The 25,551-nt window shown below is 59.9% G+C and carries 20 protein-coding genes, 1 tRNA gene, 1 other RNA gene and 1 pseudogene; 3 read left to right on the top strand and 20 right to left on the bottom strand.

The window, feature by feature from the left end; translation table 11 throughout:
• Positions 1-55: 55 nt before the first annotated feature.
• From H3V09_RS05985 to ptsP, 15 genes are all read right to left on the bottom strand, one after another.
• The gene (locus H3V09_RS05985) at positions 56-874 is read right to left on the bottom strand and encodes a YggS family pyridoxal phosphate-dependent enzyme (protein ID WP_198191273.1); all 819 of its coding nucleotides are present in this window, start codon (positions 872-874) and stop codon (positions 56-58) included.
• A gap of 242 nt (positions 875-1,116) precedes the next feature.
• Positions 1,117-2,160, bottom strand: a complete 1,044-nt coding sequence (gene gluQRS, locus H3V09_RS05990) for a tRNA glutamyl-Q(34) synthetase GluQRS (RefSeq protein WP_198191272.1) — start codon at positions 2,158-2,160, stop codon at positions 1,117-1,119.
• A 77-nt stretch (positions 2,161-2,237) separates the two neighbouring features.
• Entirely contained in the window at positions 2,238-3,584 is a 1,347-nt protein-coding gene (locus H3V09_RS05995; RefSeq protein WP_198191271.1) for a metal-dependent hydrolase family protein, read from the bottom strand.
• A gap of 224 nt (positions 3,585-3,808) precedes the next feature.
• Entirely contained in the window at positions 3,809-4,540 is a 732-nt protein-coding gene (locus H3V09_RS06000; protein WP_121912914.1) for a GntR family transcriptional regulator, read from the bottom strand.
• Positions 4,541-4,784: 244 nt separating this feature from the next.
• Positions 4,785-6,191: a PTS ascorbate transporter subunit IIC gene (locus H3V09_RS06005; protein WP_198191270.1), complete on the bottom strand. Its 1,407-nt coding sequence runs from the start codon at positions 6,189-6,191 to the stop codon at positions 4,785-4,787.
• The gene (locus H3V09_RS06010) at positions 6,188-6,493 is read right to left on the bottom strand and encodes a PTS sugar transporter subunit IIB (protein ID WP_046323441.1); all 306 of its coding nucleotides are present in this window, start codon (positions 6,491-6,493) and stop codon (positions 6,188-6,190) included. The genes H3V09_RS06005 and H3V09_RS06010 overlap by 4 nt, the downstream gene beginning before the upstream one ends.
• A gap of 5 nt (positions 6,494-6,498) precedes the next feature.
• Positions 6,499-6,948 (bottom strand): PTS sugar transporter subunit IIA, encoded by a 450-nt coding sequence (locus H3V09_RS06015; RefSeq protein WP_232339451.1) that lies wholly within the window; start codon positions 6,946-6,948, stop codon positions 6,499-6,501.
• Positions 6,949-7,658: 710 nt separating this feature from the next.
• Positions 7,659-7,732: transfer RNA gene (locus H3V09_RS06020), tRNA-Lys, on the bottom strand.
• Positions 7,733-7,827: 95 nt separating this feature from the next.
• Positions 7,828-9,348, bottom strand: a complete 1,521-nt coding sequence (locus tag H3V09_RS06025) for a formate--tetrahydrofolate ligase (RefSeq protein WP_198191269.1) — start codon at positions 9,346-9,348, stop codon at positions 7,828-7,830.
• A 39-nt stretch (positions 9,349-9,387) separates the two neighbouring features.
• Positions 9,388-10,914 carry a C69 family dipeptidase gene (locus H3V09_RS06030; RefSeq protein WP_198191268.1) on the bottom strand — a complete coding sequence of 509 codons (1,527 nt, stop codon included), beginning with the start codon at positions 10,912-10,914 and terminating at the stop codon, positions 9,388-9,390.
• Between the two features lie 156 nt (positions 10,915-11,070).
• Positions 11,071-11,643: a YbhB/YbcL family Raf kinase inhibitor-like protein gene (locus H3V09_RS06035; RefSeq protein WP_198191267.1), complete on the bottom strand. Its 573-nt coding sequence runs from the start codon at positions 11,641-11,643 to the stop codon at positions 11,071-11,073.
• A gap of 217 nt (positions 11,644-11,860) precedes the next feature.
• Positions 11,861-13,399, bottom strand: a complete 1,539-nt coding sequence (locus tag H3V09_RS06040; protein WP_121912909.1) for a PTS ascorbate transporter subunit IIC — start codon at positions 13,397-13,399, stop codon at positions 11,861-11,863.
• Positions 13,400-13,486: 87 nt separating this feature from the next.
• A complete protein-coding gene (locus H3V09_RS06045; protein ID WP_024626949.1) occupies positions 13,487-13,759 on the bottom strand; it encodes a PTS sugar transporter subunit IIB in 273 nt (90 codons plus the stop codon).
• 78 nt (positions 13,760-13,837) lie between these two features.
• Positions 13,838-14,284, bottom strand: a complete 447-nt coding sequence (locus H3V09_RS06050; RefSeq protein WP_046323446.1) for a PTS sugar transporter subunit IIA — start codon at positions 14,282-14,284, stop codon at positions 13,838-13,840.
• A gap of 77 nt (positions 14,285-14,361) precedes the next feature.
• Entirely contained in the window at positions 14,362-16,011 is a 1,650-nt protein-coding gene (gene ptsP, locus H3V09_RS06055) for a phosphoenolpyruvate--protein phosphotransferase (protein ID WP_121912908.1), read from the bottom strand.
• 233 nt (positions 16,012-16,244) lie between these two features.
• Here ptsP and H3V09_RS06060 point away from each other — a divergent pair, with 233 nt between their 5' ends.
• A complete protein-coding gene (locus tag H3V09_RS06060; RefSeq protein WP_121912993.1) occupies positions 16,245-16,511 on the top strand; it encodes an HPr family phosphocarrier protein in 267 nt (88 codons plus the stop codon).
• 51 nt (positions 16,512-16,562) lie between these two features.
• Entirely contained in the window at positions 16,563-17,621 is a 1,059-nt protein-coding gene (locus H3V09_RS06065; protein WP_121912907.1) for a LacI family DNA-binding transcriptional regulator, read from the top strand.
• Between the two features lie 18 nt (positions 17,622-17,639).
• Here the strand turns inward: H3V09_RS06065 and H3V09_RS06070 are convergent, their stop codons facing one another.
• The 5 genes and pseudogenes from H3V09_RS06070 to ffs form a co-directional block, all read right to left on the bottom strand.
• Entirely contained in the window at positions 17,640-18,800 is a 1,161-nt protein-coding gene (locus H3V09_RS06070) for a DNA polymerase III subunit delta' (protein ID WP_121912906.1), read from the bottom strand.
• A gap of 299 nt (positions 18,801-19,099) precedes the next feature.
• Positions 19,100-19,753, bottom strand: a pseudogene (gene tmk / locus H3V09_RS06075) (dTMP kinase); the annotation flags it as partial.
• The gene (gene topA, locus H3V09_RS06080) at positions 19,750-22,617 is read right to left on the bottom strand and encodes a type I DNA topoisomerase (RefSeq protein WP_198191265.1); all 2,868 of its coding nucleotides are present in this window, start codon (positions 22,615-22,617) and stop codon (positions 19,750-19,752) included. The gene topA and the pseudogene tmk, both read right to left, overlap by 4 nt.
• A 148-nt stretch (positions 22,618-22,765) precedes the next feature.
• Entirely contained in the window at positions 22,766-23,785 is a 1,020-nt protein-coding gene (locus H3V09_RS06085; protein ID WP_046323450.1) for a phosphatase PAP2 family protein, read from the bottom strand.
• Between the two features lie 98 nt (positions 23,786-23,883).
• Positions 23,884-23,974: signal recognition particle sRNA small type (ffs, locus tag H3V09_RS06090), an RNA gene on the bottom strand.
• A 236-nt stretch (positions 23,975-24,210) separates the two neighbouring features.
• On the opposite strand from ffs, the gene glf reads away from it, so the two are divergent.
• Entirely contained in the window at positions 24,211-25,389 is a 1,179-nt protein-coding gene (glf, locus tag H3V09_RS06095) for a UDP-galactopyranose mutase (protein WP_198191264.1), read from the top strand.
• Positions 25,390-25,551 lie beyond the last annotated feature (162 nt).

Raw genomic sequence — 25,551 nt, forward strand, 5'->3', positions numbered from 1 at the left:
TAGCCCCAGTCCGAGCCTCTTAACAGAATCGGGTTCCGAAACAGGCAGTGGCTGGTCAGATAAAAGCCCTCGGGCCGAAGATGGCTGTGCCTACACGGACCTCGGTCGACCCCTCAGCCACGGCATACTCCATGTCTCCGGTCATTCCCATGGACAGCATGGTGCAGGTGTCAGTGCCTGGCTCCCCCGAATCCCTGATGCGATCGCGCAGACCGCGCAGGTGAGCGAATCCTCTCCTGATGATGGCCTCATCATCCACATGTGCGCCGACGGTCATCAGACCCTTAAGCTGAATCCCCTCCATGGCAGCCAGTTCATAAGCCAGATCCAGGGCCTGGTCGGGAGCGCATCCCGACTTGGCCTGTTCGCCGGACTCGTTGACCTCCAGGAGTATACCCACAGTTCTGCCTGCAGCCAGTGCCCGCGTGGCCAGCTTCCGAGCCAGCGAGGGCCCGTCGACCGACTCGACCGTGTCGACATATGGCAGGATCTTATTGATCTTGTTGGATTGGAGCTGCCCAATAAGGTGGAAGCCAACGCTGGCACTTGATGAATCACTGTTTGCAATGTCTGTGCCGAGGGACAACCCCCTGTCCCGACAAAGTTCCAGCAATTCCTGGGCCTTGGCGGTGACTTCCTGAGGACGGTTCTCGCCAATCCGACGCACCCCGGCATCGATTGCTGCCATGATCTCGCCCACGTCGCGGGTCTTGGTGGCCGCCAGCAGAGTCACCGAGCCTTCTTCTCGACCGGCGGAGTCCTCCGCTTTGGCGATTCTTTCAGCTACACGCCTGACCCCATCCGCGATCTGCCCAGCTCGTTCCCTGCTGATCTGCCGATTGCCCAGATCCTTGTGGTCCATATAGGCGACCATGACCCGCTACCTCCTTAAATCCGGAAGCCTTGACTGAGGCCATGGTAACCAGTGGCTCATACCGGAATTCGCTCCGATCCCGAGCACCAAGCGGCAAGACTGATGAACCAGGATCTATGAGTCACGTTGCACGGTCACGAATATCGCTATTCAGCAGTCACTAAACAATAATTCCCGCAAGCCCGAAAGCCGGCAGGTAAGCATATGCCGTAAATGATCGGCGCGGCTCAGGACTGGAGAACTCAAAGATCCGGCTTTGCTCCGGAAACGTTCAGCTTGCTCAGATCCAGCTTTCTGTCCTTGCGGTCAGCAGCCAACATGTTCCACGTGAAACCATCCAGCAGCTCCTGCACACTCACGGGTCTGGGTCGATCCAAGAGTCCTAGGAGCCATCCACAGACCCCAAGCACCTGCCTTGCCGTCCAGCCGTCTCTTCTGAGCGAGCCCAGGTCTGGCGATCCGAAACGCTTGGACATCCTTCTGCCGTCCACGCCGTCAATCAGAGGCAGATGCGCATACTGAACATCAGGAGCCTGCTGCTGAAGATGATTCCGGATCCACATCTGAATGGCCGTGGACCTCAGCAGGTCCCTTCCTCGCACAATCTGATTGACACCCATGGCCAGATCGTCCACCGTCACTGCCAGCTGGTAGGAAACCAAACCATCCGAGCGTTGAACAACCACATCACCGACCTGCCTAGGCAAATTGAAGGACTGCGGGCCAAAAATCAGATCGTCGAAGCGACAGGTGGCATCCGACTCGTAGGGCTGATCAGGGACTGCGATCCGAAGGCTGTGCCTCTGCGCCCGAGCCAGCCTTTCACTGACCGCCTGAGGGGAAAGTCCTCGGCAGGTGCCCGGATAGACGATGAACCCGTCGCCTTCATTCGGCGCCGATGCCGCGCGGATGTCGGCACGGGAGCAGAAGCAGGGGTAAATCAGGGGCTGCCCGCCAACTAATTGCTGCGATTCCAACAACTTCAATGCCTGGCTGTAAGCATCAGCGCGCTGGGACTGGTAGACCACCTCGCCATCCCAATCCAATCCCAACCATGCCAGGTCGTCCATGATCCAGCGATCGGCGTCCTTGACCACACGCGGCGTATCTATGTCTTCAATGCGAAGCCGCAGAACCCCGCAAGACCCTTGCGACCTGACACCCAGCCAGGCCGCCAGACATGCATAGATATTGCCCAGATGCATTCGCCCAGTCGGCGAAGGCGCCAACCTTCCTACGACCTTAGCCTGGTCGGCCTGGTCCACTCTCGGTTCTCCCTTGTGCATACCGACATGCTTGCATACCACCCGGTCAAACTATTGCACGCCTCTTGCACGCTTCTGAATGGCCCTGCAGCAAATGATCAGAAGCTGTCGAGCAGGCGATCGATCTCCTCGAAGTGCTTGACCTCAGGCCGCCATACCGGCTTGCCGCGAGCGATGACCAGCTTGGGATTGGCCAGGGTCCGCACATTCTTGGCAGGGTCCTCGTCAAGGACGATCAGATCTGCATCCTTGCCCGTGTCGACCGAACCGGTGACACTGTCGAAGCCCAGGTTTCGTGCATTGACCTGAGTGGCGGCGTGGAAGGCCTGCGCCGGGGTGAAGTCCGCGTACCGCACCAGATAATCGAGTTCTCGCCAAGTACCGTACTGGGGCACGAAGGTCATGCCTGTGTCGGTGCCGACTCCGACGGCAATGCCGTTCTCATGAGCCTGCTTGGCGCTCTTGACCATGCCGTCAACGACCAGCTCAGAATTGCCGCGAACTATATCGCTAATCCCCAGCTCCTGCTGACTGATCTTGACCAGAGGCAGTCCGGCGGACAGGGTGGGATCCAAGGCAGAAAAACCTCGAAGCGAGCGCGGATTGTCAAGGAAGAGCCCAATCATCTCGTCGTCCAGAGCGCTGCCATGCTCAATGGTATCCACGCCTGCCTTGAGAGCGGCCTTGACACCCTCAGGGCTCTGGGCATGCGCTGCGACCAGCACACCAAACTCATGGGCCTCATCGCAGACGGCGGCCATCTCCTCCTCGGTCATCTGCGGGCTGCCGGCCTCGCCAAGCTTGGTGGCATCAGTGACGCCGCCGGTCGCAGCCACCTTGATGGCATTGACCCCATGGTCCAGGTTCTCCCTGGTCCGACGCCTGGCCTCTTCTGGAGAGGAGCAGGACAGGGCGATGAAGGGATCGCCATGCCCTCCGGGAATCGCCAGAAGAGGGCCAGCAGCCAGCATGCGCGGGCCTGTCAGCTCGTCGGCATCGATCTTGTCGCGCAGACGAACCGCCTCATAGCCCACATCACCCAAGGTACGAATGGTCGTTACTCCCGAGTTCAACAGCGTGGAAACGTTGCCCTTGATCCTGGCATCCATAATGACTTTGCCTGCAGGACTGTGCATTACCTTCAAACCGGCATCGACCACACGCGGCGACAGGTCAGTACCGCCAGACAAGGGCTTGCCGTCGGCAAAAAGATGGGTATGGGCATTGATGAGTCCAGGTGCCACAAACTTACCCGTAGCGTTGATTCGGTGATATCCGGAGGGCACGTAGGCCAGCGGGGTCGGGCAGACCTGCTCTATCCGGCCGTCCGCGGACACCAGAACAGACATATCCTTCTGGACCGTGCCTTTTTCATCACCGGTCGCGATGCTGGCATGCTCGAGCACAAACGACTCGCGCTCTTTCCTGCCTTGAAGACGCCCCATGGTCGTACCTGCCTTCCCATCTCCGATGCACTCATTACGAGGAATCGGGCATATATGTTCAATACTATCCACTGCAGGACGAACCATTCAAGCCTGACGCACAAGCAAATGAGGCTATTCAGAAGCAGCCTGGCAGCAGAAGCAGGGGCGAAATTGCCGAAACGCAGCAGACGCATTCGAAGTAATGGCCACTAACCGTTGACGACCTCTCTGAGCGCGGAGCATCATCTGGAGTCCGGCATGCTGTTGATGACGAACTCTATTTCGGAATATGCAGGCGGTTGAAGAGCTACGCCGAATGCCACCACCGAACCGAATCCGTCAAAGACGGTGGAGTCCATGGCCAGCACAGGCCGACCCCTGTCCACATGAAAGTATCCGGCGATCCGTGAATCGACATTCTCGATGCGGACCACAACCTCGTTTCTGGCGAGCCTGACGTCGTATTGTTCCTCGATGAAGCTATAGAGGGAGCCATCGGAGAAATCATGCTCAAGTATTTCCGGAAACTGGACAGCTGACAGGTAGGTGCAGACATATTGATGCAGATTGCCATCGACATAACGCAGTCGTTCCAGTTCGATCAGGTCTGCCTCAGCATCGATACCCAACTTGGACGCAAAATCGGCATTCTTGACAATCCTGTTGCCAAGCACCCGGGTCTTGACCGTTCTGCCTAGGTCACGCTGCTGGCGCCAGAATCCCCTGATGTGGCCGTTGATCACCTCACGAGAGGACGAGGGCGACTTCAACTTGAAGGTACCCTTGCCCTGACTGCGAACGATCAACCCTTCACGAATCAAATCTTCTATGGCATGACGAACCGTAATCCGACTGACATTGTAGCGTGTGCAAAGTTCGGACTCCGTGGGCAGCTGCGCCCCATCCTTCATCCGTTTGATGCTTCCGCGCAGATGGTCTCGCACGGACACATACTTGGGAATTCCATCTACCATTGCAAAACCGACCCACCTGATTTCATTGCCCTCATGAATCGAAATCCCGCGACCTGCGTTAACCGGAGGCCTGCTGCCTTCAATGATTGTAAAAGCCCTTGCCCGTTTCTGCCCAACACAGGAGCCAAGCAGCAATATTCTCCAGCTACGGATGGGTCATGGAACTGATATTGAAAGTCCGTTAGTCCCATGACCCCTCTCCATCGCTGTCCCTGCCAGCTTCAGATTGGACAGGGGATTCAATTCAGGCGACGGCCTTGGCCTTGTCAGCCGAGTCAGCTGCAGCGGCAATGGTCTTCTTGCGCTTGTTCATGAAGTAGGAGACCACATAGACCAGGATCAGCACAACAATGATTCCCGCGATGATCGCAATCTGGCCGCCGGCCTTGTTGAGGTAGCCCAGGAAGATGCCGGCCACACCAAAATCGGCATCCGAGTATGTGGCGGCGCCCTTGCCTACAGATCCCAGCACCGGCAGAAGCAGGAGCGGCAGGAAGGTTATGGCCAGGCCGTTGACGAAGGAGCCGAGAATGGCTCCACGCCGACCACCCGCGCCGTTGCCGATTACGCCTGTGGCACCGCCGGTCATGAAGTGGGCCACGACGCCGGGAATGATGACGGTGGTTCCGGCCAGAGCCATGATGGCCATGCCTACGATGCCGCCGACGAAGCTGGACAGGAACCCAATCAGAACGGCGTTAGGAGCGAAGGTGAAGGTGACGGGGACATCCAGTGCAGGCTTGGCGTTCTTGACCAGATGCTCGCTGATGCCCTTGAAGGCGGGAACAATCTCTCCCAGGACCACACGAACACCTGCCAGGATGATGTAGACGCCGGCAGAGAAAGTAGCGGCCTGCAAGATCACATAGACGATGAAGTTCTGTCCGTCGCTGAGCTTGCTCTCGATATAGCCGGGACCGGCAAAGAGCGCCACGATGACATAGATCACAGCCATGGACAGAGCCACAATGACTGTTGTATCGCGCAGGAAGCCCAGGTTCTTGGGGAAATTGATATCCTCAGTTGATTTGGAGGGATGCTTCTTGCTGCGGGTGAGCGTAGCCACCAGACCACCTAGGGCGATGCCCGAGCCGCCGGTGTGGCCCAGGGCCACATCATCGGTACCAGTCACCTTTTTCATGAAAGGCTGCACGACCGCGGGCGAGAGGGTCACAACCAGGCCCTGAGCGATTGAGCCCCAAAGCAGGGTCTGCCAAGTGGAGAAACCGGCCGCCACGAAGATGACCGTTATCATCGTGGCCATATAGAAGGCCACGTGTCCTGATAGGTAAACATATTTGAAATATGACGTTGCAGAAAGAATGATATTGACAATCATTCCGAAGAAGAAGATGAGCGCAGCTACGGATCCGTACTTGACCAGTACCGTGCCGACTATGGCCTCGTTATTGGGAACAACGCCCTGGACATGGAAGGCATGCTGGAACATATCCCCAAAGGGGGTCAATGCGTTGGTCACTACGCCAGCACCAGCGGCCAGGACCAGAAAGCCCACGAACGTGCGTATGGTCCCCTTCATGACATCCGTGGCAGACTTGCGTTGCAGAGTCAGGCCGAGCAGGGAGATCAGCGCGACGATGACGGAAGGTTGTCGGAAAATGTCCAAAAGGACTTTTAATACCCCGTTCATGCCGCCTGCCCCCCTTCAGGAACATCCATGCCATGGCGCTTCAGGGCCTCGGCAAGCTTTTCTTTGATCTCATTCATGTCGATCAGACTGTTCAAAACGACTACGTCTCCCAGATCCTTGGCAGCATCAGCGATGTCACGCCCGACAAAAATAATATCGGCATCGCCCTTGTTGACTGAACCCAGATCGCTATGGTTGGTCTCGACCCCAGTCACGCCAAGCTCTTTCAGCGCCTTGTCAATATTGAGCTGGGTAATGAAGCTCGACCCCAGTCCAGTGCTGCAAACCGTCAGAATCTTCATGTTGATTACCTTTCTTCCTCGAGGATCGTCCTCAATTCCTCAACGTTCGCGGCCTTGCCCAGCCGTTCCTGATTCTTCGCGTCACTCAGGAAGGTCGCCAGCGATTGCATCAGGCTTAGATGGCTGTTCGAGTCCTGCGCAGCCAGGCAGAAGAGCGTGCTGATCGGGTGGTCCTGAGAATCGGCCAACAGGAAGGGACTGCCAACCTTCAGCACCGATAGAGAGGTGGTCACAACGCCTGCCTCGGGCCTGGCATGAGCCATGGCAATGCCTTGACCCAGATCAATATAGGTGCCGCCTGGTTTGCGTATCGAAGCCTTGATGGCATCGACATAAGAGGGTTTGATCCTTCCAAGATCAACCAGCGGGCCGGTGACCACGTCCACCGCTTCTTCCCAACCGGCTACGCCGTCCCTGTACATGACGGTGCCTTCCGGGAAATACTCGTTCAGCAATTTGCCTCCTCGCATACGATGAAGCCCATCCGCTTCGGAGCGAATGATAGTGGGAGAATACCTCCCCGGAACTTCAACCTCGAATTCCGCAAACATTATAACAACATGACAATATGATGTCTAAACGTGCGTGTTCAAACATCATATTGTTCAGGCACCATCTTCCGAGTCTTTGACTAAGACCCGGGCCCCTGGCACAGGCAAAATCCGGCGAAGTGAGCGCGGCAACAAGTCGCATACGGATTCAGATCGGGGCCGCTGGGATCGCTCAAATAAGCGATCAGCCTCCACGCAATCAAGCAAGCAACGATGGAGGCGGCAGCTTAACCCCCCCCCCCTACCCTTGCAGTCAGCAGAGGATTCCTATTACCAGCGCAAGGCTCGCATACCCTTCTACTAGTCAGAAATGAACGGCTTTTGTTCTTGCAGGTTTTATGCTCAGCATGCACGGAACGGTGTGCCGGGGTTAAGATCATTGGCCAAGGAAAGCAGCAGGCAGGCCGGCGACGCGGAAACGTACTCATCGATTAAGGAACGATCTTCGAGCCCCGCTTCGGCGGGGCTTTTTCGTGCTCCGGGAGTGTCGGAATAATCCGATGCAATTTAGTATACATTGAGTATACATTGAGTATACATTTTGGAACTTGTAGGCCTTGGCGTAGATAAAGGAAAAGCCCCGCAGCCTTTGCGGCTGTAGGGCTCTGACTCTGTGCCCCCACGGGGGCTCGAACCCCGGACACGCTGATTAAGAGTCAGCTGCTCTAGCCAACTGAGCTATAGGGGCAGGGCACTTTCAAGAGCCAAGTAGATACTATACACGGTTTCAGCAGGGCCGCAACACGGCGCGTCACAGGTCTGCAGAATCCATGCATAGCCTGCTCAGACGATCTTGGGCATGGGCGTGGTCAGGGAAGTGGTCAGATTCACCTGCAGGAGGCCAGCACCCGTATGGGCCTCGACCTTCTTCAGGGTGACTGTGCGCTTGTCCTGGTCGGCCCGGTCATCGTCGGTCATGGTAGCCGGCGATTTGACCGCAACTACAACCAGATCCTCGAGGGAAATGCCAGCCTTGCTGCACAGGTCGGAGGCTGCCTGGAGGCTGTCTGGGAAGCCCTCGCGCTCAATAACCCGATCAGCCGGCACCCCGTAAGCACTCTGGGCGATCCACCGAATCCGATCCGGCACGGACATATCATGCAGGCTGGCTGTATCCATCTGGGCTTTCACGGGTTCCTGCAGGGCCTTGATCAAATCATCCAGCTGAGACTCCAGGGCCTTGCCACCGTCCCGGAAGAGGTTGCCCGCGATAGGCCTGCGGAAGCCCAGGCCGTCGGCGGTCTCCCGCAGGGAATCCACCTGGTCGTCCTCGCCCTCCCAAAGGTTGATCAGAGGGAAGGTGGGGATGCCCAGTCCCTCAAGACGGTGCACGTGGAAGGGATAACGCCAGCTCAGCTTGGGATCGTCCCGCCAGGTGGTGGCACGGGTGACGACCACGGCGGCGGCCGGCCACTGGGCCCCATACTCTCGGGCAGCAATGTCCAGCCACTTCTGGGCGCCGGCATCGGCTCCGTAGCCCGCCTCAACGACGACCACATCATGCCGGGCACAGGCCATCTCCACGGACACCAGGCTGGGGATGCCGATGGAGACGTTGGCGAATGGCCCCCCATGCACGTAGACCGGAGAACCCTCCAGGGTCTGGGTGAAAGCGGGCTTGACCGCATCGGTCAGAATGCCGGTGATACGCCACAGGTCCACAAACTCTCCGAAGGTGACGGGACGGCCATCCAAGGTCCCCGCGACCATGGCGGCCACGCGCCGTTTGATCTCATCCATGCTCCGGGAGAGCACTACGATCTGCATGAGCTCACAGGTGGGCGTCAACACGGTCCGTTCGGGCAGATCGCCCTTGCCGCGGTCCACGGTGATCTGGCGTAGGGACCGCGAAGGCACCTCGCTGACCCTAGGCACCAGGACGGTGTCCAATCGACCCTCGTCCACAGCCTTCTCTGCAAAAGAGACCAGCAGGTTCTGGGCTGATTCAATGGCCGCCATCTCCCCGCACAGGCCCCAATCCACCAGCTCAGGATGGGTCAGGGAGGACTTGCCCCCACCAGAGGCGCCACCCTTGGAACCGGCAGCGGTAATGCCCATGCTGGGCTGACGCAGGACAGCGGCGGCGTCCACTCCCCGGGCGCGCAGGGCGTCGATCAGCGCGATGGTGGTGGTGGTCTTGCCCTCCCCTCGCGAAGCCTTGAGCGGGGTGTCTGCGGTAACAAGCAGCACCCGGCCATGCTTGCGCGGCATATCCGGATGATCCTGCAGATCCTTCAGGTAGCCGAAGGCATCGATCTTGTCAAACAGACCGTATGGCCTGACGTAATCGTCGAAGCCCGTCATGAGGCTCTCCTCCTTTATGATCCTTGTCAATCGGATGGCTCAGTTGTCGGACAGATGGTAGCCATTGCGCATGCCCATGCTGGCCGTGTAGAGCACCTGACTCAGCAGGTCGTCGGTTTCCTTGCGCAGAAGGTCGGCCATGTCCTTGTTAGCAGCCTCCAGCACCTGGCGAACCTCGGGGTTGTCAGTGCCTTTATCGGCACCTTCCAAGCGGGCCACCTGTTCATCTGTGGCGGCAATCATGCGATGACCCTCAGCGCCAACGCCCTGTTGGTAACGTTCGACTGCCGCCAGAGTGCCGGCAAAGGCCGAGTCACACAAGGCGGCGATCAGTCGGTCGGACCAGTAGAGGCTGTCGGTGGAAACCCGGCCCGTAGTGTTGGCCAGATAATCGGGCGTACGATCCACATTTGCATAGAAGGGAACCAGGGCATTGAAGGCGTTGGACCCGTATGAAATCCACTGGATGGCCCGGCAGGATTCAGGCTGGTAGGGGCGCAGCTGAATCAGGGACAGCTGGTCGTTGCGATTGATACCGATGGGGCGGTAAAGCCCCTTGGTGTGCTCGTCGCCGGTCCGCCCATAGGGATCGTAGGGTGTGCCCTGGTAGTGAGAGCTGAGCAAGTATTTGACATCCTCCACGGTAATCAGCCGCTCAGGCTGACGGCACCAGGGGATGTTGTCGCTGGTGGGAGTGTGATCGGCGTCCGGCCCGTCCCAGATCTCGTCATAGGGGTTGAGGAAGCGCTGCATGTACCAGGCCCGAGGCGTGTTGTATACATGGTCCGAGTCGCTGTGGGATCCAAAGGCATCACGCGGGTTGAAGGGCGAAGCTGACTCTACGGACAGATCCAGGTAGTTGTCAGCGATGAACTCCCGCAGGTCGGCCGAGCAAAGGTGGTCGGTCTGGTCTCCGAAGGCGTCGTCCAAATCGAACTCGTCGATGCCCAGCTGGTTGGGCATGGTCACATAGGAATCATCAGGCACGCGCTTGGCTATCCAGTGGTGGCCACCCACGGTTTCCATCCACCAAATCTCGTCCACGTCGCTGAAAGCGATGCCATTCATCTCGTAGGTGCCGTAGCGCTCCAGCAGGGAGCCCAGCCGTTGGACGCCCTCCCGAGCCGAGTGGATATAAGGCAGGACGATGGTGACCAGGTCCTCCTCGCCGATGCCTCCGGGCACTGCGGCCAGATAGTCCTTATCCCCGGGACGGCCCTGGGCAGGAGTGGGCTCAACCAGCGGATCTGCACCCAGAACACGTTCGTTGGTGGTAATGGTCTCGGTGGCTGACATGGCCACATTGGCGCTGTTGACGCCTGCGGCAGCCCAGAGCCCCTGATTGTGCAAAGCATCGGGCACCGAGGTATAGCGCATGGGATCGTCGGGCAGATCTATCTCCAGGTGGCTGATCACACTGTGGTAGTGCCGCGGCTGCTGGTCAGGAGCGACTAATACGAAGCGCTTGGGACGAAACTCTCCGTTGGACGAATCCTCATCCCGTGCGATGATGGTGGATCCGTCGTAACTGGCATTCTTGCCTATCAGAAGCGTGGTGCAGGGCATATAAGCGTCTTCCTTTGTCTGGTCGTGGTCAACTGTCATCACCAGTCCGGAAGTCGGGGGATGCCTTTACACCCGACTGCGTGAGCAGGCAGGGATGACGGCTGTCTGCGCACTTGGGGCATGACCTCACTCTAGTGCTAGACCGCCCCAACCAGATCAGGCATCAGCTGGCAGCCAGGCCTGAGCTGCTGCAGCCACCGGCTGGGCGGAATGGATGGCATGGGCCAGGGCATTGAGCCAGAATCCCTCCTCCAAGCCGGGCAAGGCCTGTTGTGTAGCCCAGACCGACAGCACATAGTCATGAACCCGGTCCGGAGGCGTGGGGCCGTTGTAACGCATAAGCACGGCGGGATCGTCAGCGATCTCCTCCTCCATAACCAGGGGCGAGGCTGCCGAGGTGCGCCCTTGGGGCACACCGGGAATCAGATTAGACAGATTTCTGGAGAAGTCCTCAGGAATCGCCAGCACGGAGCTTCCGGTCCCCTCAGGTTGCAAGGAACGCAAAGCCTCGATGGGCAGGTTGGCCAGAGACCAGTGAATCCAGGGGAAGCCACACACGGGCACGGAATCAGGATCCACCAGCATCCAGTGCAGGTATCGAGCCCCTTGGGGCACATCCTCGAGCCGGAAGGGGAAGGAGACTACAGGACGTCCCTTGCGGGTAAGGGACTGAGGGGCGCGCTTGGCGTACCGATCGGGAATAGTGCCGAAATCAGTGATAATCCTCATGATTCGATTCTCGCCCGCCCAGCCGACGAGGTCAAGTTCTTCCGTGAAACCGGCCGCAAACAGCACCCCGCACGATAAATTCCACTACCCTGCGCAAAAAGTGCAAGAGCCGCCCGGATCCTTCCACATGGAAACGATCCGGGCGGCTCTAAATCGGACTAGGAGAAAGGAATCAGCAATACCTCTCTCCCGGCGCTTATACGGCGCTTGTACACGCCTATTCGGCCTTTGCGGCCTTGGCCTGTGCACGAGCGGCCTTGGCGGCTGCACGAGCCTGAGCCTTGGCCTCCTTCTCTTCAGCCTCGACGCTGGCGATGAACTCAGCATGCTTGGCGGCAGGCAACCATCCGGTGTTGACCACCTTGACCTGCCAGACCCAGGCCAGGGCGAAGATCACCACTGCCAGAATCACCAGGACCACGGCCCCAACGGGGATGCCCAGCTGGGACAGCTTGCCAACCACAGTGCCGTACCAGGCAAAGTCGGCATCGCCGAAGGTGGCGTTGGACAGGCCGAAGCTGCCCAGAACCGTCATCAGGATGGCCGGTAGGAAGGTGATCAGCAGACCATTGATGAAGCCGCCGACCACAGCCCCGATGCGGCCGCCGGTCGCGTTGCCAAAGACACCGGCACCGCCGCCATCGAAGAAGTGGGGCACCATGCCCGGCAGAATCAGGGCCAGACCCCAGACGGGCCCGAGCCAGACGGCGATGATGACCAGAGCCACCAGACCGCCGGCAAAGGAGGCCAGGAAGCCAATCAGGGATGCATTGGCACCGTATGGGAAGACGATGGGGATGTCCAGAGCGGGACGGGCGCCGGGGACTACCTTGTTGGCGATGCCCTGGAAGGCAGGCACCAGCTCACCCAGGATGATACGGACGCCGTAGAGGATGATGCTCACGCCGATACCGAACTGCAGGGCCTGGGCGAAGGCGGCCATGAAGAAGGATCCCCAGTTGGCCGGATGGGAGGGGAAGACGGCGAAGGCGGCCTTGGCCGGCACCACAAAGGCGGTCCAGACGGCGAAGACCAGGTAGAGGACGACCATGAGCAGGGTGGTGGAAACCATGGAATCACGCAGGAAGCTCAGCCCTTTGGGGAAGTCGATATCCTCGGTGGAGCGCGACTTCTTGCCCACGGCGCTGCCAACCGCGCCCGAAACCACGTAGCCCAAGGTGTTGAAGTGGCCGATGGACAGCTTGTCGCTGCCCGTCACCCGGTTCATGTACGGCTGGGCGAAAGCGGGCATGGCCACCATGATCACGCCCATGAGCAGGGAGCCAATCAGCACGATGAGCAGGTTGTTGCCCTTGCCGAACCCGATCGAAAGAACCAGGGCCAGCAGGGTTGACATGAAGACCATATGGTGGCCGGTCAGGAAGACGTACTTGAGCGGGGTGAACCGTGCCAGCAGGATCATGACGATGAAGCTGAGCACGATGATGTAGGCGGAGGCTGCACCGAACTGGCTGGAGGCCTGGGCCACGATCACCTCGTTGGTGGGGACGACCCCGTGGGCGCCAGTGGCCTTGAAGACCAGCTTGCCGAAGGGATCCAAGGCGTTGGTCACCACGGTGGCGCCGGCACCCAGAATCAGATAGCCCATGGCCGCCTTGAGGGCGCCCGAAATGACCTGGCCTGCGCTCCGTTTCAGGGCGATCAAACCGATGGCCGCCACAATGCCAATCAGATAGGCGGGCACATTCAGAATCTCCTGGCTGATGAAGTTCAGCACCGCAAGGAAGACATTCATTGTTTGTCCTTACTATTTCTCTCTTGTTGTCAAGTTAAAGAGCGGGTATCCCATCGGCCTGGCGATGATGAATGTCCGCCGGACTCATCAGTCGGCGTACTGCTCCAGGATGCCCTTGATCTCGTCCTTGTCCATGAAGTTCTGGACGGTCTCGACCGGAGTGGTGGTCCCCTCCAGCTCGGGCGCCAGCTGAGGCGAAGTCAGCACCAGGTCGTTCATGTTGGCCGTGCCCTTGGCGCTGCCCGCGTCGGAGGTGGTCACAGTCACATCCATGCCCAGCTCCGATGCCACCTGCTCGACGTTGACCTTGAGCAGAACCGAAGTGCCGATGCCGTTGCCACATACACAGAGAATATCCATGAGTTGCTCCTTTGTTCCTTGTTTGTTCCTACTACTTCTTGCGTTTGCCATGCTGGGATCCGCAAAAGCGGGTCTCGTTCACGATTCGAGAATGGCGCGAACTTCGTCAGGTGTGCCGGCCTTGGCCAGCTGCTCGGTCTTCTTCGCGTCGGTCAGAGCACCGGCGATGGCGGACATCACCTGCAGGTGCTCCTGCTCATCCCGCCCGGCCAGACCAATCACCAGTGAGACCGGATCATTGGCCTTGTTGCCGAACTCAACAGGTGTGGACAGCCTTACCCAGCTCAGGCCGGTTCCCAGGACCGCTTCGCTGGGCCGGGAATGAGCCAGAGCCAAACCGGGGGCGATGACGATGTAGGGACCCATCTTCTCGACGGTCTCGATCATCTGGTCCGTGTAGGCATCTGTGGTGAACCCGGATGCCACCAGCCTGTCGCCCGCCTTGCGGATGGCATCCCGCCAGTCAGATGCCGGTACATCCAGGGCGAAGGATGTGTCGGGAAGGAAGGCTTGGAAATCCGTCATGTCTGCTCCTTGCTCGTGCTGTTTGACTTGATCGACTGCACCGGATCCGATGGATTTACACAAATCCGGCCGGCTGCTCACCAACCCTGGGGATGGTAGAACTCTCCGTCCAGAGCCTTGGCGGCGAGCGCCTTGGCTTCATCCATGGTGTGCTTGGCCAGTTCGGCGCGAACGTCATCCAGGGCGACCGGAGTCATGGACAGGCTGGTCACGCCGATGCCGGCCAAAACCACGGCCAGGTCAGGATCGGCAGCCGCCTCGCCGCAGACTCCGACAGGCATATTATTGGCCTGACCGGCATCAGCGATGAGCTTGATGGCCCTGAGGACGGCAGGATGCCAGGCGGTCTGGTAGGAGGCGACCGAACCCAAGGTGCGATCGGCGGCCAGCGTGTACTGGGTCAGATCGTTGGTGCCGATGCTGACGAAATCGGCCACCTTGGCCACCTTGTCGGCCATCAGTGCAATCGAAGGAACTTCGGCCATGACACCCACGCGCTTGAGCCCCTTGCTCTTGCCCAAACGGACGAAATAGTCAGCCTCGTGTTCGTCGGCGACCATTGGCGCCATGACCCATAGGTCGGCATTGGTCTCGGCATCGGCCCGGGCAAGGGCCTCCAGCTGATCCTCCAGAACCTGGCTGTGGACCTTGAGCGTGCGCAGACCACGCAACCCCAGGGCAGGATTAGGCTCGTCGGCCTGCGTCAGGAAGGGCAACGGCTTGTCAGCACCGGCATCCAACAGGCGGATGACCACCTTGCGGCCAGGGAAGCGTTCAAGAAGAGCGCGGTAAGCCTCGGCCTGCTCCTCGACGCCGGGCGCCTGCTCGTTGCCCAGGAAGAGGAACTCCGAGCGGAAGAGTCCAACCCCCTCCGCTCCATACTCCAGGGCAGGATCGGCATCCGCAGGCTTGCCGACATTGGCCAGGAGGGGAATCCTTGTTCCGTCCTTGAGCTGGCCTGGGCGGCCCCGCAAAGCCTTGGCCTGATCCGCTTCGCGACGGGCCTGCTCAGCTTTCTCAATCTGTTCCTGGGTCGGATCGGCCGTCACCTTGCCGGCAGCAGCATCGACGATGACCGTTTGTCCGTCGGACAGCCCAGCTGCGTCCTGAGCGCCCACGACGGCGACGATCCCCCTGGACCGGGCCAGGATGGCGGTATGGCTGGTCGGACCGCCCTCAATGGTGACAATGGCCAGAACCTTGGTCATGTCCAAGCTGGAGGTGTCGGCCGGAGACAGGTCAGGGGCGACCAGGACGAATGGCTTGTCGCTTTCCGGCACGCCCGGTGCCGGGACACCGAGCAGATGGGCGATGACACGCTGGCCAACATCATGCAGATCGTTGGCACGCTCCCCCATGTAGCCGCCGATAGCCTGAAGCTTTCCCTCGAAGTCGGCAAAGGCCTCATAGACGGAACGCTCGGCGGTCTTGCCACCGTCAAGCAGAGATCGAATCGAGGTCTTCAGAGCCGGGTCCTGGGCCATCTGGGCCAAGGCTGTCAGAATCGGAGCAGCGTCCTTGGCCCCCTGCCCGTCTTGGGCGGCCTTGGCGCGCGCAAGCAAGTCCTTGTTGACCGCTGTCAGAGCGGATTCGACCCTGCCGAATTCAGCATCCGCCGTGAGGTTCTCAGGCCTCGCCTCATCGCCGGGTACATCCAGTCCGGCCGCCATATGGATAACCGGGCCAACGGCAACGCCGCGGCCAATGCCTACGCCTTGGATCTCCATGTCGCACTCCTTAGTGCCTGCCCACTGCACGTGAGCCGCCCCTGAGGCGAGCCGAACAACGACAGTGGAAACGTTCTTCATGCAACGATGTTCAGTATACACATATTCATTCGTTTTTCAACGGTAATCGTTTTCTGTAATTTCCCTTCTGCAGTGGTAGGATATCCAGCGTATCCACCACTAGGCATGCCGGTTCGACAAGATCGGCCATATATTCAGGAGAGATGATCACCATGGCAACAGCGCAACGTTCCACTGTCATCACCGACCCGGTGGGCATTCATGCCAGGCCCGCTTCGGAATTCTCGCAGGCCGCCGCATCCAGCGGTTGCAAGGTCACCATAGCCAAGGGCGAGGGCAATCCCGTAGACGCCGGCAGCATTCTGATGGTCATGAGCCTGGGCATCGCTAAGGGCGACAAGGTCACTGTGACTGTCGAGGGCGACGAAGCCGAGTCCGTAGCCGACTCCCTGGTCACTAAGCTGACCCAGGCCGAGTGACCCGCCGCTAGCTGTAGCCGACATCGACGGAAAGAGCCTTCGAGGGAAACGATGGGACACACGGCGGACAATAAGCCTTCCATTGCCAACGTCGCAGCCCTGGCTGGAGTTTCGACGGCGACCGTGTCCCGCGTCCTTTCCGGCCATAGACGCAAGAACGACGACATCAGCCGCAGGGTCAGAGCTGCTGCCGAAAAGCTCAACTACTCGGCCAATTTTGCTGCCAGCACCCTCCGATCAGACCGCAGCAGAACCATAGGACTGATCCTGTGCGGCACATCCACGGGCATAGACGGGTCCATCCTGGATCTGCTCAGCAGGAGACTGACAGAACAGGGTCGCTACCTGCTGGTCATATCCGTCAGGGGCGACCAGGAGCGAGAGGCGGCCATCAGATCCATGGCAGCCCGACAAGTCGAAGGAATCATCATCGTTCCTTCGCTGGACGACGATCCGGTCGGTATGCCCGTCGACCTGCCGTCCGGACTGCCCATCGTCCAGGTCGGTGGCAGACCGCTCTCCTACCACACCAGCTGGGTCGGCATGGACCAGGCGGCTTCCATGCGGCTGATCATCGCCCACCTGGCCGAGCAGAACGCGCATTCGGTGGCCTATCTAAGCCGTGAACTGAACACCAGTGCGGCCACTGAGCTCTTCACGACCTTCTCCACTCTGACCAACACCCTAGGGATGACGCCTCAGCCGGACTGGATCCAGTTTGGCCCCTGCAGCATGCGCCGCGGCCATGATGCCGTCATGACCATGCTCGCTGAGGGAAACGACCGTCCCGATGCCATCATCTGCGGGGACGACTCACTGGCCCTGGGCGCTCTGATGGCCTGTGACCAACTGGGCTTCCAGGTTCCCGACCAAGTCAAGGTGGCTGCCTTCGTGGACAGCCCAGCCTGTCTGATCAGCAGTCCGACCTTGACCGCAGTCAAGGCTCCCCTGAACGGCATTGTCCAGGAGGCACTGCGGCTGGTCGACGCCAAGGGACAGTCCATTCTGCCCTCTCACGTGGCTCTGCCGCCAGCGCTGGAGTGCAGGGAATCGACCTGGTCGCCAAGAATTGGCAGCAGCGACATGACCTCACCGGGCACTTTCGCCTGATAGCAGTTAAGTCCGTACTCAGACCAGCAGGGTGCAGAAGAGCGCCTCGAAGACCAAGAGCGGCGAACCGTTGGCAGCCAGCCTCCTGCGAGCTCGGGCAATCAGCTGAATACGGTCAATGGCCCCCTGTCTGGAGAGTCTGACGGACAAATCAGCAATAGCCGCCCGATTTTCCAAATTGACCAAGCCAGCCTTCTCTTCGGCGCCGTTCTGCAGGACACCCACATCCCGGTAAACGCTGGCCAGGGTACTCAGGTTGCGGTCCAGCACGTCCCGGGTCAGTCTGGTAACCCGTCGGCGGACCTGATCCTTGCCCCCCAATGCATGGTAGGCTCCACGCAACTGCCGGGGAATGCGTTCCTTGTCTCTGAGACCGTTGATCTGCCGAAACTCCCGCTCGTCCCTGGCCACCTCATCGTCCACGGTGGCGGTGGCTTGATCCCGGGCGGCATCAACCACCCGGCCAGCCAGAATCACAGCATCCGAAGCTCGCCGCAGCCCCAGCAGACCCACCACCAGCTCATCACGGTCAGCCAGGACCTGATCCCTGGTGGCGTAGAGACGAGCGATGCCGATGTGTCCCTGAGCCAGACGAGCGGCCTTGGCGGCCAGAGGCCGGTCCACCCCCACCTGATCAGTCAGGAAATCCGCCACTGCGGTGTTGGATGGCACCGCTAGGTTGAGCACCCTCGTCCGTGAGCGGATGGTGGGCAGCACATCCTGGGCGTTGGGTGCGCACAGAAGCCAGATGGTGTGCTCGGCCGGCTCCTCGATCTCCTTGAGCAACACATTGGTGGTCCGCTCCAGCATCCGGTCCACGTCCTCGATGATGATGACCCGCCAACGAGAGGTTGAGGGCATCTGCTCCGAGGTCATGATCAGATCCCTGACCTCGTTGATACCGATGGTGACCTTGTTGGTTGACAGTATGGTCACATCCGGATGGGTCCCGGCCAAGACCTGCTGAGTGACGCGTGTGGGCTGATCGCTCAATCCCTGGTCAGGACTGATCAGGGCCGCCGCAAAAGCTCGGGCCAGATTGGACCGCCCTGATCCTGGAGGACCACAAATCAGCCAGGATTGCGCAACCTCGTCATGACCCTGCGTCTGAGCGGCCACCGTCCGCTTGAGCAAATCTACCGTGGGCTGCTGACCCACAATGGCATCCCAGACGCTCATCGGGTCTTCCGCAAGAGCCGGGACCGGAGCAGCCCGCGAGCGCGGGAACCCACAGGAACCGAATCGTCGTCAGCATCCCCGCCGGCTGTTCCCGCCTCCATGGACTGGTCGTCCTGATCAGACGTATCCGCAGACTCAGTCCAATCCGTCTCGGTAGCCTGCTCATCGTCCTCATATCCTGCAGCCGATTCATCCTTGTCGGCATCGTCCTGAGCACCAGTGTCATCATTCTCATCATCGACATCCGGAAGATCATCGTCGACCTGCGGCAGATCTGGCATGCGCCCTTCGACTAACTTGTCCAAATCGTCTTGAATGATCTGCCAGACCTGCTCGATGGACTGGGTGGCGTCGATAACCAGGAACCGATCGGGTTCCCTCTGCGCCAGTTGCAGGAATGCCTGACGCACATGCTGCTGAAAGTCGTCGCCAGCCGATTCCAGCCGATCGGGCTCATGATCCAGACGCGACTTGGACTGTGACGGATCCGCGTCCAGCAGGTAGGTGCGCTTGGGCAGAAGGTCCTGACTGGCCCACAGACTCAGTCGACGAATCACATCCACTGACAGATCACGGCCTCCGGCCTGATAAGCCAATGAGGAATCCAAGTAACGGTCGCAGAGCACAATGTCTCCGCGTTCCAGAGCCGGACGCACCACCTGGGCTACATGCTCAGCCCGGTCCGCCGCATAGAGCAGGGCCTCGGTCCTGGGGGCAAGATCGTCGGAGGCGTCAACCACATCGGTACCTCCGGTCACGGCAACCGAGGGGAAGGCGGCCAATCCATGCAGAACGAGTTCCCGTATGGTCAATCCGACGGGGGTGCCGCCTGGCTCGCGGGTGACCAGAGATCGCAAGCCACGCTCCTGCAGATAGTTGTGTGCTTGTTGGACCTGGGTGGTTTTGCCTACACCATCCACGCCCTCGAAGGAAATGAACAAACCATCGCTCATGCCTGACGCTCCGTAGTTTTGGAAGTCTTGGAAGTCTTTGTCTTCTTTGTGGTTTTGCGAGCGCGGGTAGCCGACTTGCCAGCCGTAGTTTTGCTGGACGCCGACTTTCGTGCAGTCGACTTGCGGGTGGTCCTGCCACGCCTCTTGGTGGGTCCGGCCGCGCGCTTCTCTGCCAGTAGACGGAAGGCCACCTCCGGCTCGATGGACTGGGCCGTGTACTGCTTGGGCAGGGTCCTGTTGGTCTGCCCGTCGGTAATGTAGACACCGTAGAACCCATCCTTGATGGTGACGGGTTTGCCGCTGTCAGGGTCCGTACCCAGCTCACGGAGAGGAGGCTTGGCAGCGCTCCGGGAACGTCGTCCGTACTTAGGCTGGTCGAAGAGGACCTTGGCCCCGGCCTGGTCGATAGTAAAAATCTGCCCCTCGTCGGTCAGCGAACGCGTCTCGGTGCCACCGTCGGCCTTAGTGGCCGTCAGATAGGGGCCGTAACGGCCGTTGCTGGCCGTGACGGTGGCTTGGCTGGTTTCTCCCGTCTTGGCATCGGTCAGTTCGATGCTGCCCACCGTCCTAGGCAGGCTGAGCAGCTTCAGAGCATCCTCCAGGGTGACCGTGTCTGGATCCATGGTCTTGAATAGCGAGGCCATCTTGGGCTTAGGACCAGTCTGCTTGGCCGTCCGTGCAGTCTTGCCAGTCGGCTTTTTCTGCTCTGCTGCTTCCTCTTCAGGGCTGATCAGAGCCACATAGGGACCGAATCTACCTTTGCGCACCTCGACCCGACCGCCGGTCTGCGGATCCTTTCCCAGCTGACGGGGACCGCCGGCATTTGCGGCAATCAGCTCATGACCCGCCGCCACTGTCAGCTCATCCGGAGCCATGGTGGGCGGCAACGAGGCTCGCTTGGGGTTTCCGTCGGCATCCAGGTCGGCCGTATCCTCAAGATAGGGACCGTAGCGACCGACCCTCACCTGCAGGCCATCACCGATCTCGATGGTATTGATTTTGCGGGCGTCGATGTCCCCTAGCTGGGCCACCTGCTCCTGTAGGCCCTGATGGGCCTGGTCAGCGTTTTGGGCAGCGCCCGGGCCCGAACCGAAGTAGAACCGGGTCAGCCAGTCCTTGCCTCGTTCCTTGCCATGGGCGATCATATCCAGGCCGTTCTCCATCTGCGCCGTGAACTGGTAATCCACGTACTTGGGGAAATTGGTCTCCAACAATCTGACTACCGAAAAGGCCAACCAGGAGGGAATCAGTGCACGGCCACGCTCGTAGACGTATCCTCGGTCGATGATGGTCGAAATGATGCTGGCATAAGTGGAAGGCCTGCCAATCTCCTTGGCCTCCAGGGTTTTGACCAGAGAGGCCTCAGTGTAACGTGCAGGTGGTTGGGTCTCATGGCCCTCGGGATCGACAGAGGCAGCACGAAGCACGTCACCCTGCTGGACCGGAGGCAGGGAAGAGTCCTCATCGTTCTGCTCAGAGCCTGCACCGCCACCCATGGCCTTGAGGAACCCGGGGAACTTGATGACAGTACCTGAAGCCTGGAAGAGGGCCATACCCTCCTTGCCAGCCTGCGCCGACAGGTGGATAGTGGCTGTGGACCCGGTGGCGTCGGCCATCTGCGAAGCCAGGGTGCGCCGCCAGATCAGGGTGTAGAGCTTGAGCTGGTCAGGGGCCAGACGGTCGGCAAGATCCTGAGGCCTGTGGAAGGTGGAACCGGCGGGCCGAATGCACTCGTGGGCCTCCTGGGCGCCAGCAGTCTTGGTCACATACTGTTTGGACTCGGCCGAAAGGTATTCGGCCCCATACTCACGCTCAACCCCCTTGCGGGCAGCAGCGATGGCCTCCTGGGAGAGAGTGACCGAATCGGTACGCATGTAGGTGATGAACCCGTTCTCATAGAGCCCCTGGGCAGCCCGCATGGTGGCTCGTGAACTCATACCTAACCGATTGCCGGCCGTCTGCTGCAGGGTAGACGTGGTGAAGGGGGGCTGGGGACGCCGACGGTAAGGCTTGGTCTCCATACCCGTCACTGTGAAGTCCTGATCCTTCAGCGTCTCAGCCAGGTTTCGGGCATGCTGCTCATCCAGCTGCAGGACCTGCTCCTTGGCGGCCGCTTCCGTCAGCTGACCCTTGGAGGTGAAGTCCTTGGAAACCGCCAGCCTCTGCTTTCCCAGGCTAATCATCCGCGCCTGAAAACCACCTGGTGACGCCGATTCCCCGGCATCCTCCTGCACCAGACGCGCCAGCAGATCCCAGTAGGAGGCCTTGACGAAGGCCATGCGCTCACGCTCGCGCTCCACAATCAGCCGAGTCGCCACAGACTGCACACGCCCTGCGCTCAGTCCCGGACCCACCTTGCGCCAGAGCACCGGTGAAAGCTCGTAGCCATAGAGGCGATCCAGCACCCTGCGGGTCTCCTGGGCATCGACCATGTGGGCATCCACGTCCCTGGTGTGCTTGAGCGAATTCTTGATGGCCTCTGGGGTGATCTCGTGAAAGACCATGCGCTTTACCGGAACCTTGGGTTTAAGGGTCTGGACCAGATGCCAGGCGATGGCCTCCCCCTCCCGATCCTCATCAGTGGCCAGATAAAGCTCGTCGGCGTTCTTCAGCGCCTTCTTGAGCTCGGAGACCGTGTGTTTCTTTTTATCGTCCACGATGTAGTAGGGCTTGAAGCCATCATTCACGTCTACGCCGAACTTGCCGTAGGCCTTCTTCTGGGAGGCCGGGATCTGCGATGGTTGGGCCAGGTCGCGGATATGGCCCACCGAGGCCATGACCGTGTAGCCCTTGCCCAGGTACCCGCCGATCTTCTTTGCCTTGGTTGGCGACTCAACAATGACGAGCTTATTGCCGGATGCCATGGCCTCTCCTTATATTGTTGTCTTTCGCACGCCATCTTACTCACGGGGTTCCGTAACCATGCAAATCAAGGGGTCATGTGCACGGGCGTGGATCCCTAGGCCCGATGGTGGATGAATCAGAGACGTTCAGTACGCCCAGAGTTTGACCTCAGTCATTTTTAGGCGGAGCCGGGGGCCGACCGACAAGGCCCATCCTGGTCAGAGGCGAGGCCGTAATCTGCCTCATCGCTAGAACCAGACCCAGGGTCAGAGACAGAACCGAGGCCATCAGTATGACCGCTGAGCAGTGAACCCCATAGGCCGTCCACCGGGCACCGATCTCCAGACCAGGGCTGACCTGCCAGATGACATAGCAGGCGTAAATAATCCCTAGGAACCCAGCTACCAGCATCATCGTGGAGACGATCTGAATCGAAGCCGAGGACATTCTGGTCCCAGGAACATCCATACCGGTCCCCCGAGTGGCAGCCAGTGCAATAAGGCAGAGACCGGTAGGAATGAGAATGCCCATGACCACGTCTGAAGGGCGATGCCACCCACCCTGCACCAGCGAGCAGCCCACGGACAGGTCAAAGGCGAATCCCACCAAGGCAACAAAGGCCCTCCAAACCCGGGGCACCACACAGAGCAGGGCCAGGACCACTGCCAGAGCGAGGATGGTGTGTCCCGAGGGGGCTGAATTGGCAGCGGAAGCCTGAACGTGGATCAGCACAGGGCGAGGCAGGTAACGTTTGAGAATGCGTGCCGCCCCGTAGACCACCAGTGCATAAACAGCAACCTGGCCAAGCAGCCACCACCGGCGTCGCACTAGAACCACCACCAGGGCGACAAGGCCCAGCACTACGCAGATCGCCACAGTCACAAAAGGAATGGTGAACAGTCCCAGATAAGCCTTGACAAGTGGCGCCTGGTCAAGGAAGCCACGGAAGTTGGTCAGGGCCATGTCGTCATAGGTCTGCCCGGGAACAGTCCAGACGGCCGCCCACCAGACCAAAGCCGCCAGACCCAGGCAGGCCAGGCCTGCGACCAGGCACAAAACCAAGGCTGAGATCCGGGGGCGAGACATCAAGGGATCCCGGTCAACATGACTGCTGGCCGCTTCGGTCTGCTCATTCGGGTCCCGGTACCAGGCTTGCCGTACTTCGCCCTGCTTGCGCTTGTTGGTCATACCTCTAGACTCTATCCAACCCCTGGGTCGACATCCGACACCCCGTCCGACGAATGCGCTCCCTTCACGACTCCAACCGGTTCAGTCAGGGCGAATATGGAAAACTCCCACGCACCCGCCAGAGGCCACTTACCCTTGCTGCATTCCTGCCCTGGGGGGATTGGGTGACATAACGCCACGTGAGAGCAAGTCACCATGATAGCAGACAGGCTCCACTTGTCCACTGACAAGCGCCGACCCATCGACACCAGGTGCGTATTCAGTCGATATTGCTGCCCGCCGCTTCCCTGACCAGACCTGTCCGCTAGCATGTAGGCAACAGGATCGCCGTACTCCAGCGGTTGATCACGGATCGAGCCGGACCCTGGCGGTAGACAGTAGAGAGCCCGGCATCACAGCGACAAGGGATGGATGGCTGAAGACGAATGGCTGACATGGATGCTGATTTGGTGATTGTGGGCGCTGGCTTGTTCGGTCTGACCGTGGCCCAGCAGGCGGTCGAGCACAGCGGGGCCCGGGTACGGATCATCGACGTGCGCGACCACATCGGGGGCAATGCTTACTCCTATATGGACGAGGAGACCGGGGCCGAAATCCACAAGTATGGGGCCCACCTCTTCCACACCTCCAATCGCAAGGTCTGGGAGTACGTCAATCGCTTCACCGAATTCACCGACTACACCCACCGGGTCTACACCACCCACAAGGGCGAGGTCTACCCCCTGCCCATCAACCTGGGCACCATCAACCAGTTCTTCCACGCCCACTACACGCCCCAGCAGGCCCGTGAACTGATCCGCGAACAGGCTGGCGAACTGGCCGGGACCGACCCGGGCAACCTGAACGACCAGGGCATCTCCCTGATTGGCCGGCCTCTGTATGAGGCCTTCATCAAGAACTACACGGCCAAGCAGTGGCAGACCGACCCCTCTCAGTTGCCGGCTTCGATCATCAAACGGCTCCCGGTGCGATTCAATTACGACAACCACTACTTCAAAGACACCTGGGAGGGCCTGCCCAAGGACGGTTACACTGCCTGGTTCGAGAGGATGATTGACGACCCGCGCATCCAGGTGAGTCTGAAGACCGACTTCTTCGACAACTCCCAGCCCTGGAACCGGGATGCTTTGGCGGGCCAGGTCCCCGTGGTCTACACCGGCCCGGTTGACCGCTACTTCGACTACCGTCTGGGCGAGCTCAAGTGGCGGACCGTGGACTTCAAGGAGCGCCGCTACGACGAAGACGACCACTTCGGCTGCCCGGTCATGAACTTCTCCGATCCTGACGTCCCCTACACCCGTGCCATCGAGTTCAAGAACTTCAACCCTGAGCGTTACGACCAGCAGAACCATGAGCGCACCGTGGTCTGGGAGGAGTACAGCCGCTTCGCCGGCAAGGGCGACGAACCCTACTACCCCATCAATACAGGCGACGACCGGGCCCTCTATACCCAGTACAAGCAGCTGGCAGCCCAACAGCCGAAGGTCGTCTTCGGCGGTCGCCTGGGCACCTATGCCTACTACGACATGCACCAGGTCATCAACTCGGCCCTGGACGCCTGGGACAAGCGAATCGCCCCCCTGGTAGGCCACGCCAAGGACTGAAACCGGAACCTGATTCCTAACGCCTTTCCAAGGTAATCCTTAAAGGGTGCATGAGACTGAAGTTCCCAGCATCAGGCGAAGTTAGCTAATCCGAACTGCTATTTCAATCCGAATACGAGAAGGCCGGCCACTCACGAAAGCGGCCGGCCTTTTTAGACCAAG

Source organism: Bifidobacterium sp. M0399 (assembly GCF_016100595.1).
GTDB classification, from domain to species: Bacteria; Actinomycetota; Actinomycetes; order Actinomycetales; family Bifidobacteriaceae; genus Bombiscardovia; species Bombiscardovia polysaccharolytica.

Coding starts and splice junctions, on each gene's coding strand:
- H3V09_RS05985 (WP_198191273.1), bottom strand. CDS start 874: ATGGTCGCCTATATGGACCACAAGGATCTGGGCAATCGGCAGATCAGC.
- gluQRS (WP_198191272.1), bottom strand. CDS start 2,160: ATGCACAAGGGAGAACCGAGAGTGGACCAGGCCGACCAGGCTAAGGTC.
- H3V09_RS05995 (WP_198191271.1), bottom strand. CDS start 3,584: ATGGGGCGTCTTCAAGGCAGGAAAGAGCGCGAGTCGTTTGTGCTCGAG.
- H3V09_RS06000 (WP_121912914.1), bottom strand. CDS start 4,540: ATGGTAGATGGAATTCCCAAGTATGTGTCCGTGCGAGACCATCTGCGC.
- H3V09_RS06005 (WP_198191270.1), bottom strand. CDS start 6,191: ATGAACGGGGTATTAAAAGTCCTTTTGGACATTTTCCGACAACCTTCC.
- H3V09_RS06010 (WP_046323441.1), bottom strand. CDS start 6,493: ATGAAGATTCTGACGGTTTGCAGCACTGGACTGGGGTCGAGCTTCATT.
- H3V09_RS06025 (WP_198191269.1), bottom strand. CDS start 9,348: ATGACGGGCTTCGACGATTACGTCAGGCCATACGGTCTGTTTGACAAG.
- H3V09_RS06030 (WP_198191268.1), bottom strand. CDS start 10,914: ATGCCCTGCACCACGCTTCTGATAGGCAAGAATGCCAGTTACGACGGA.
- H3V09_RS06035 (WP_198191267.1), bottom strand. CDS start 11,643: ATGAGGATTATCACTGATTTCGGCACTATTCCCGATCGGTACGCCAAG.
- H3V09_RS06040 (WP_121912909.1), bottom strand. CDS start 13,399: ATGAATGTCTTCCTTGCGGTGCTGAACTTCATCAGCCAGGAGATTCTG.
- H3V09_RS06045 (WP_024626949.1), bottom strand. CDS start 13,759: ATGGATATTCTCTGTGTATGTGGCAACGGCATCGGCACTTCGGTTCTG.
- H3V09_RS06050 (WP_046323446.1), bottom strand. CDS start 14,284: ATGACGGATTTCCAAGCCTTCCTTCCCGACACATCCTTCGCCCTGGAT.
- ptsP (WP_121912908.1), bottom strand. CDS start 16,011: ATGGAGATCCAAGGCGTAGGCATTGGCCGCGGCGTTGCCGTTGGCCCG.
- H3V09_RS06060 (WP_121912993.1), top strand. CDS start 16,245: ATGGCAACAGCGCAACGTTCCACTGTCATCACCGACCCGGTGGGCATT.
- H3V09_RS06065 (WP_121912907.1), top strand. CDS start 16,563: ATGGGACACACGGCGGACAATAAGCCTTCCATTGCCAACGTCGCAGCC.
- H3V09_RS06070 (WP_121912906.1), bottom strand. CDS start 18,800: ATGAGCGTCTGGGATGCCATTGTGGGTCAGCAGCCCACGGTAGATTTG.
- topA (WP_198191265.1), bottom strand. CDS start 22,617: ATGGCATCCGGCAATAAGCTCGTCATTGTTGAGTCGCCAACCAAGGCA.
- H3V09_RS06085 (WP_046323450.1), bottom strand. CDS start 23,785: ATGACCAACAAGCGCAAGCAGGGCGAAGTACGGCAAGCCTGGTACCGG.
- glf (WP_198191264.1), top strand. CDS start 24,211: ATGGCTGACATGGATGCTGATTTGGTGATTGTGGGCGCTGGCTTGTTC.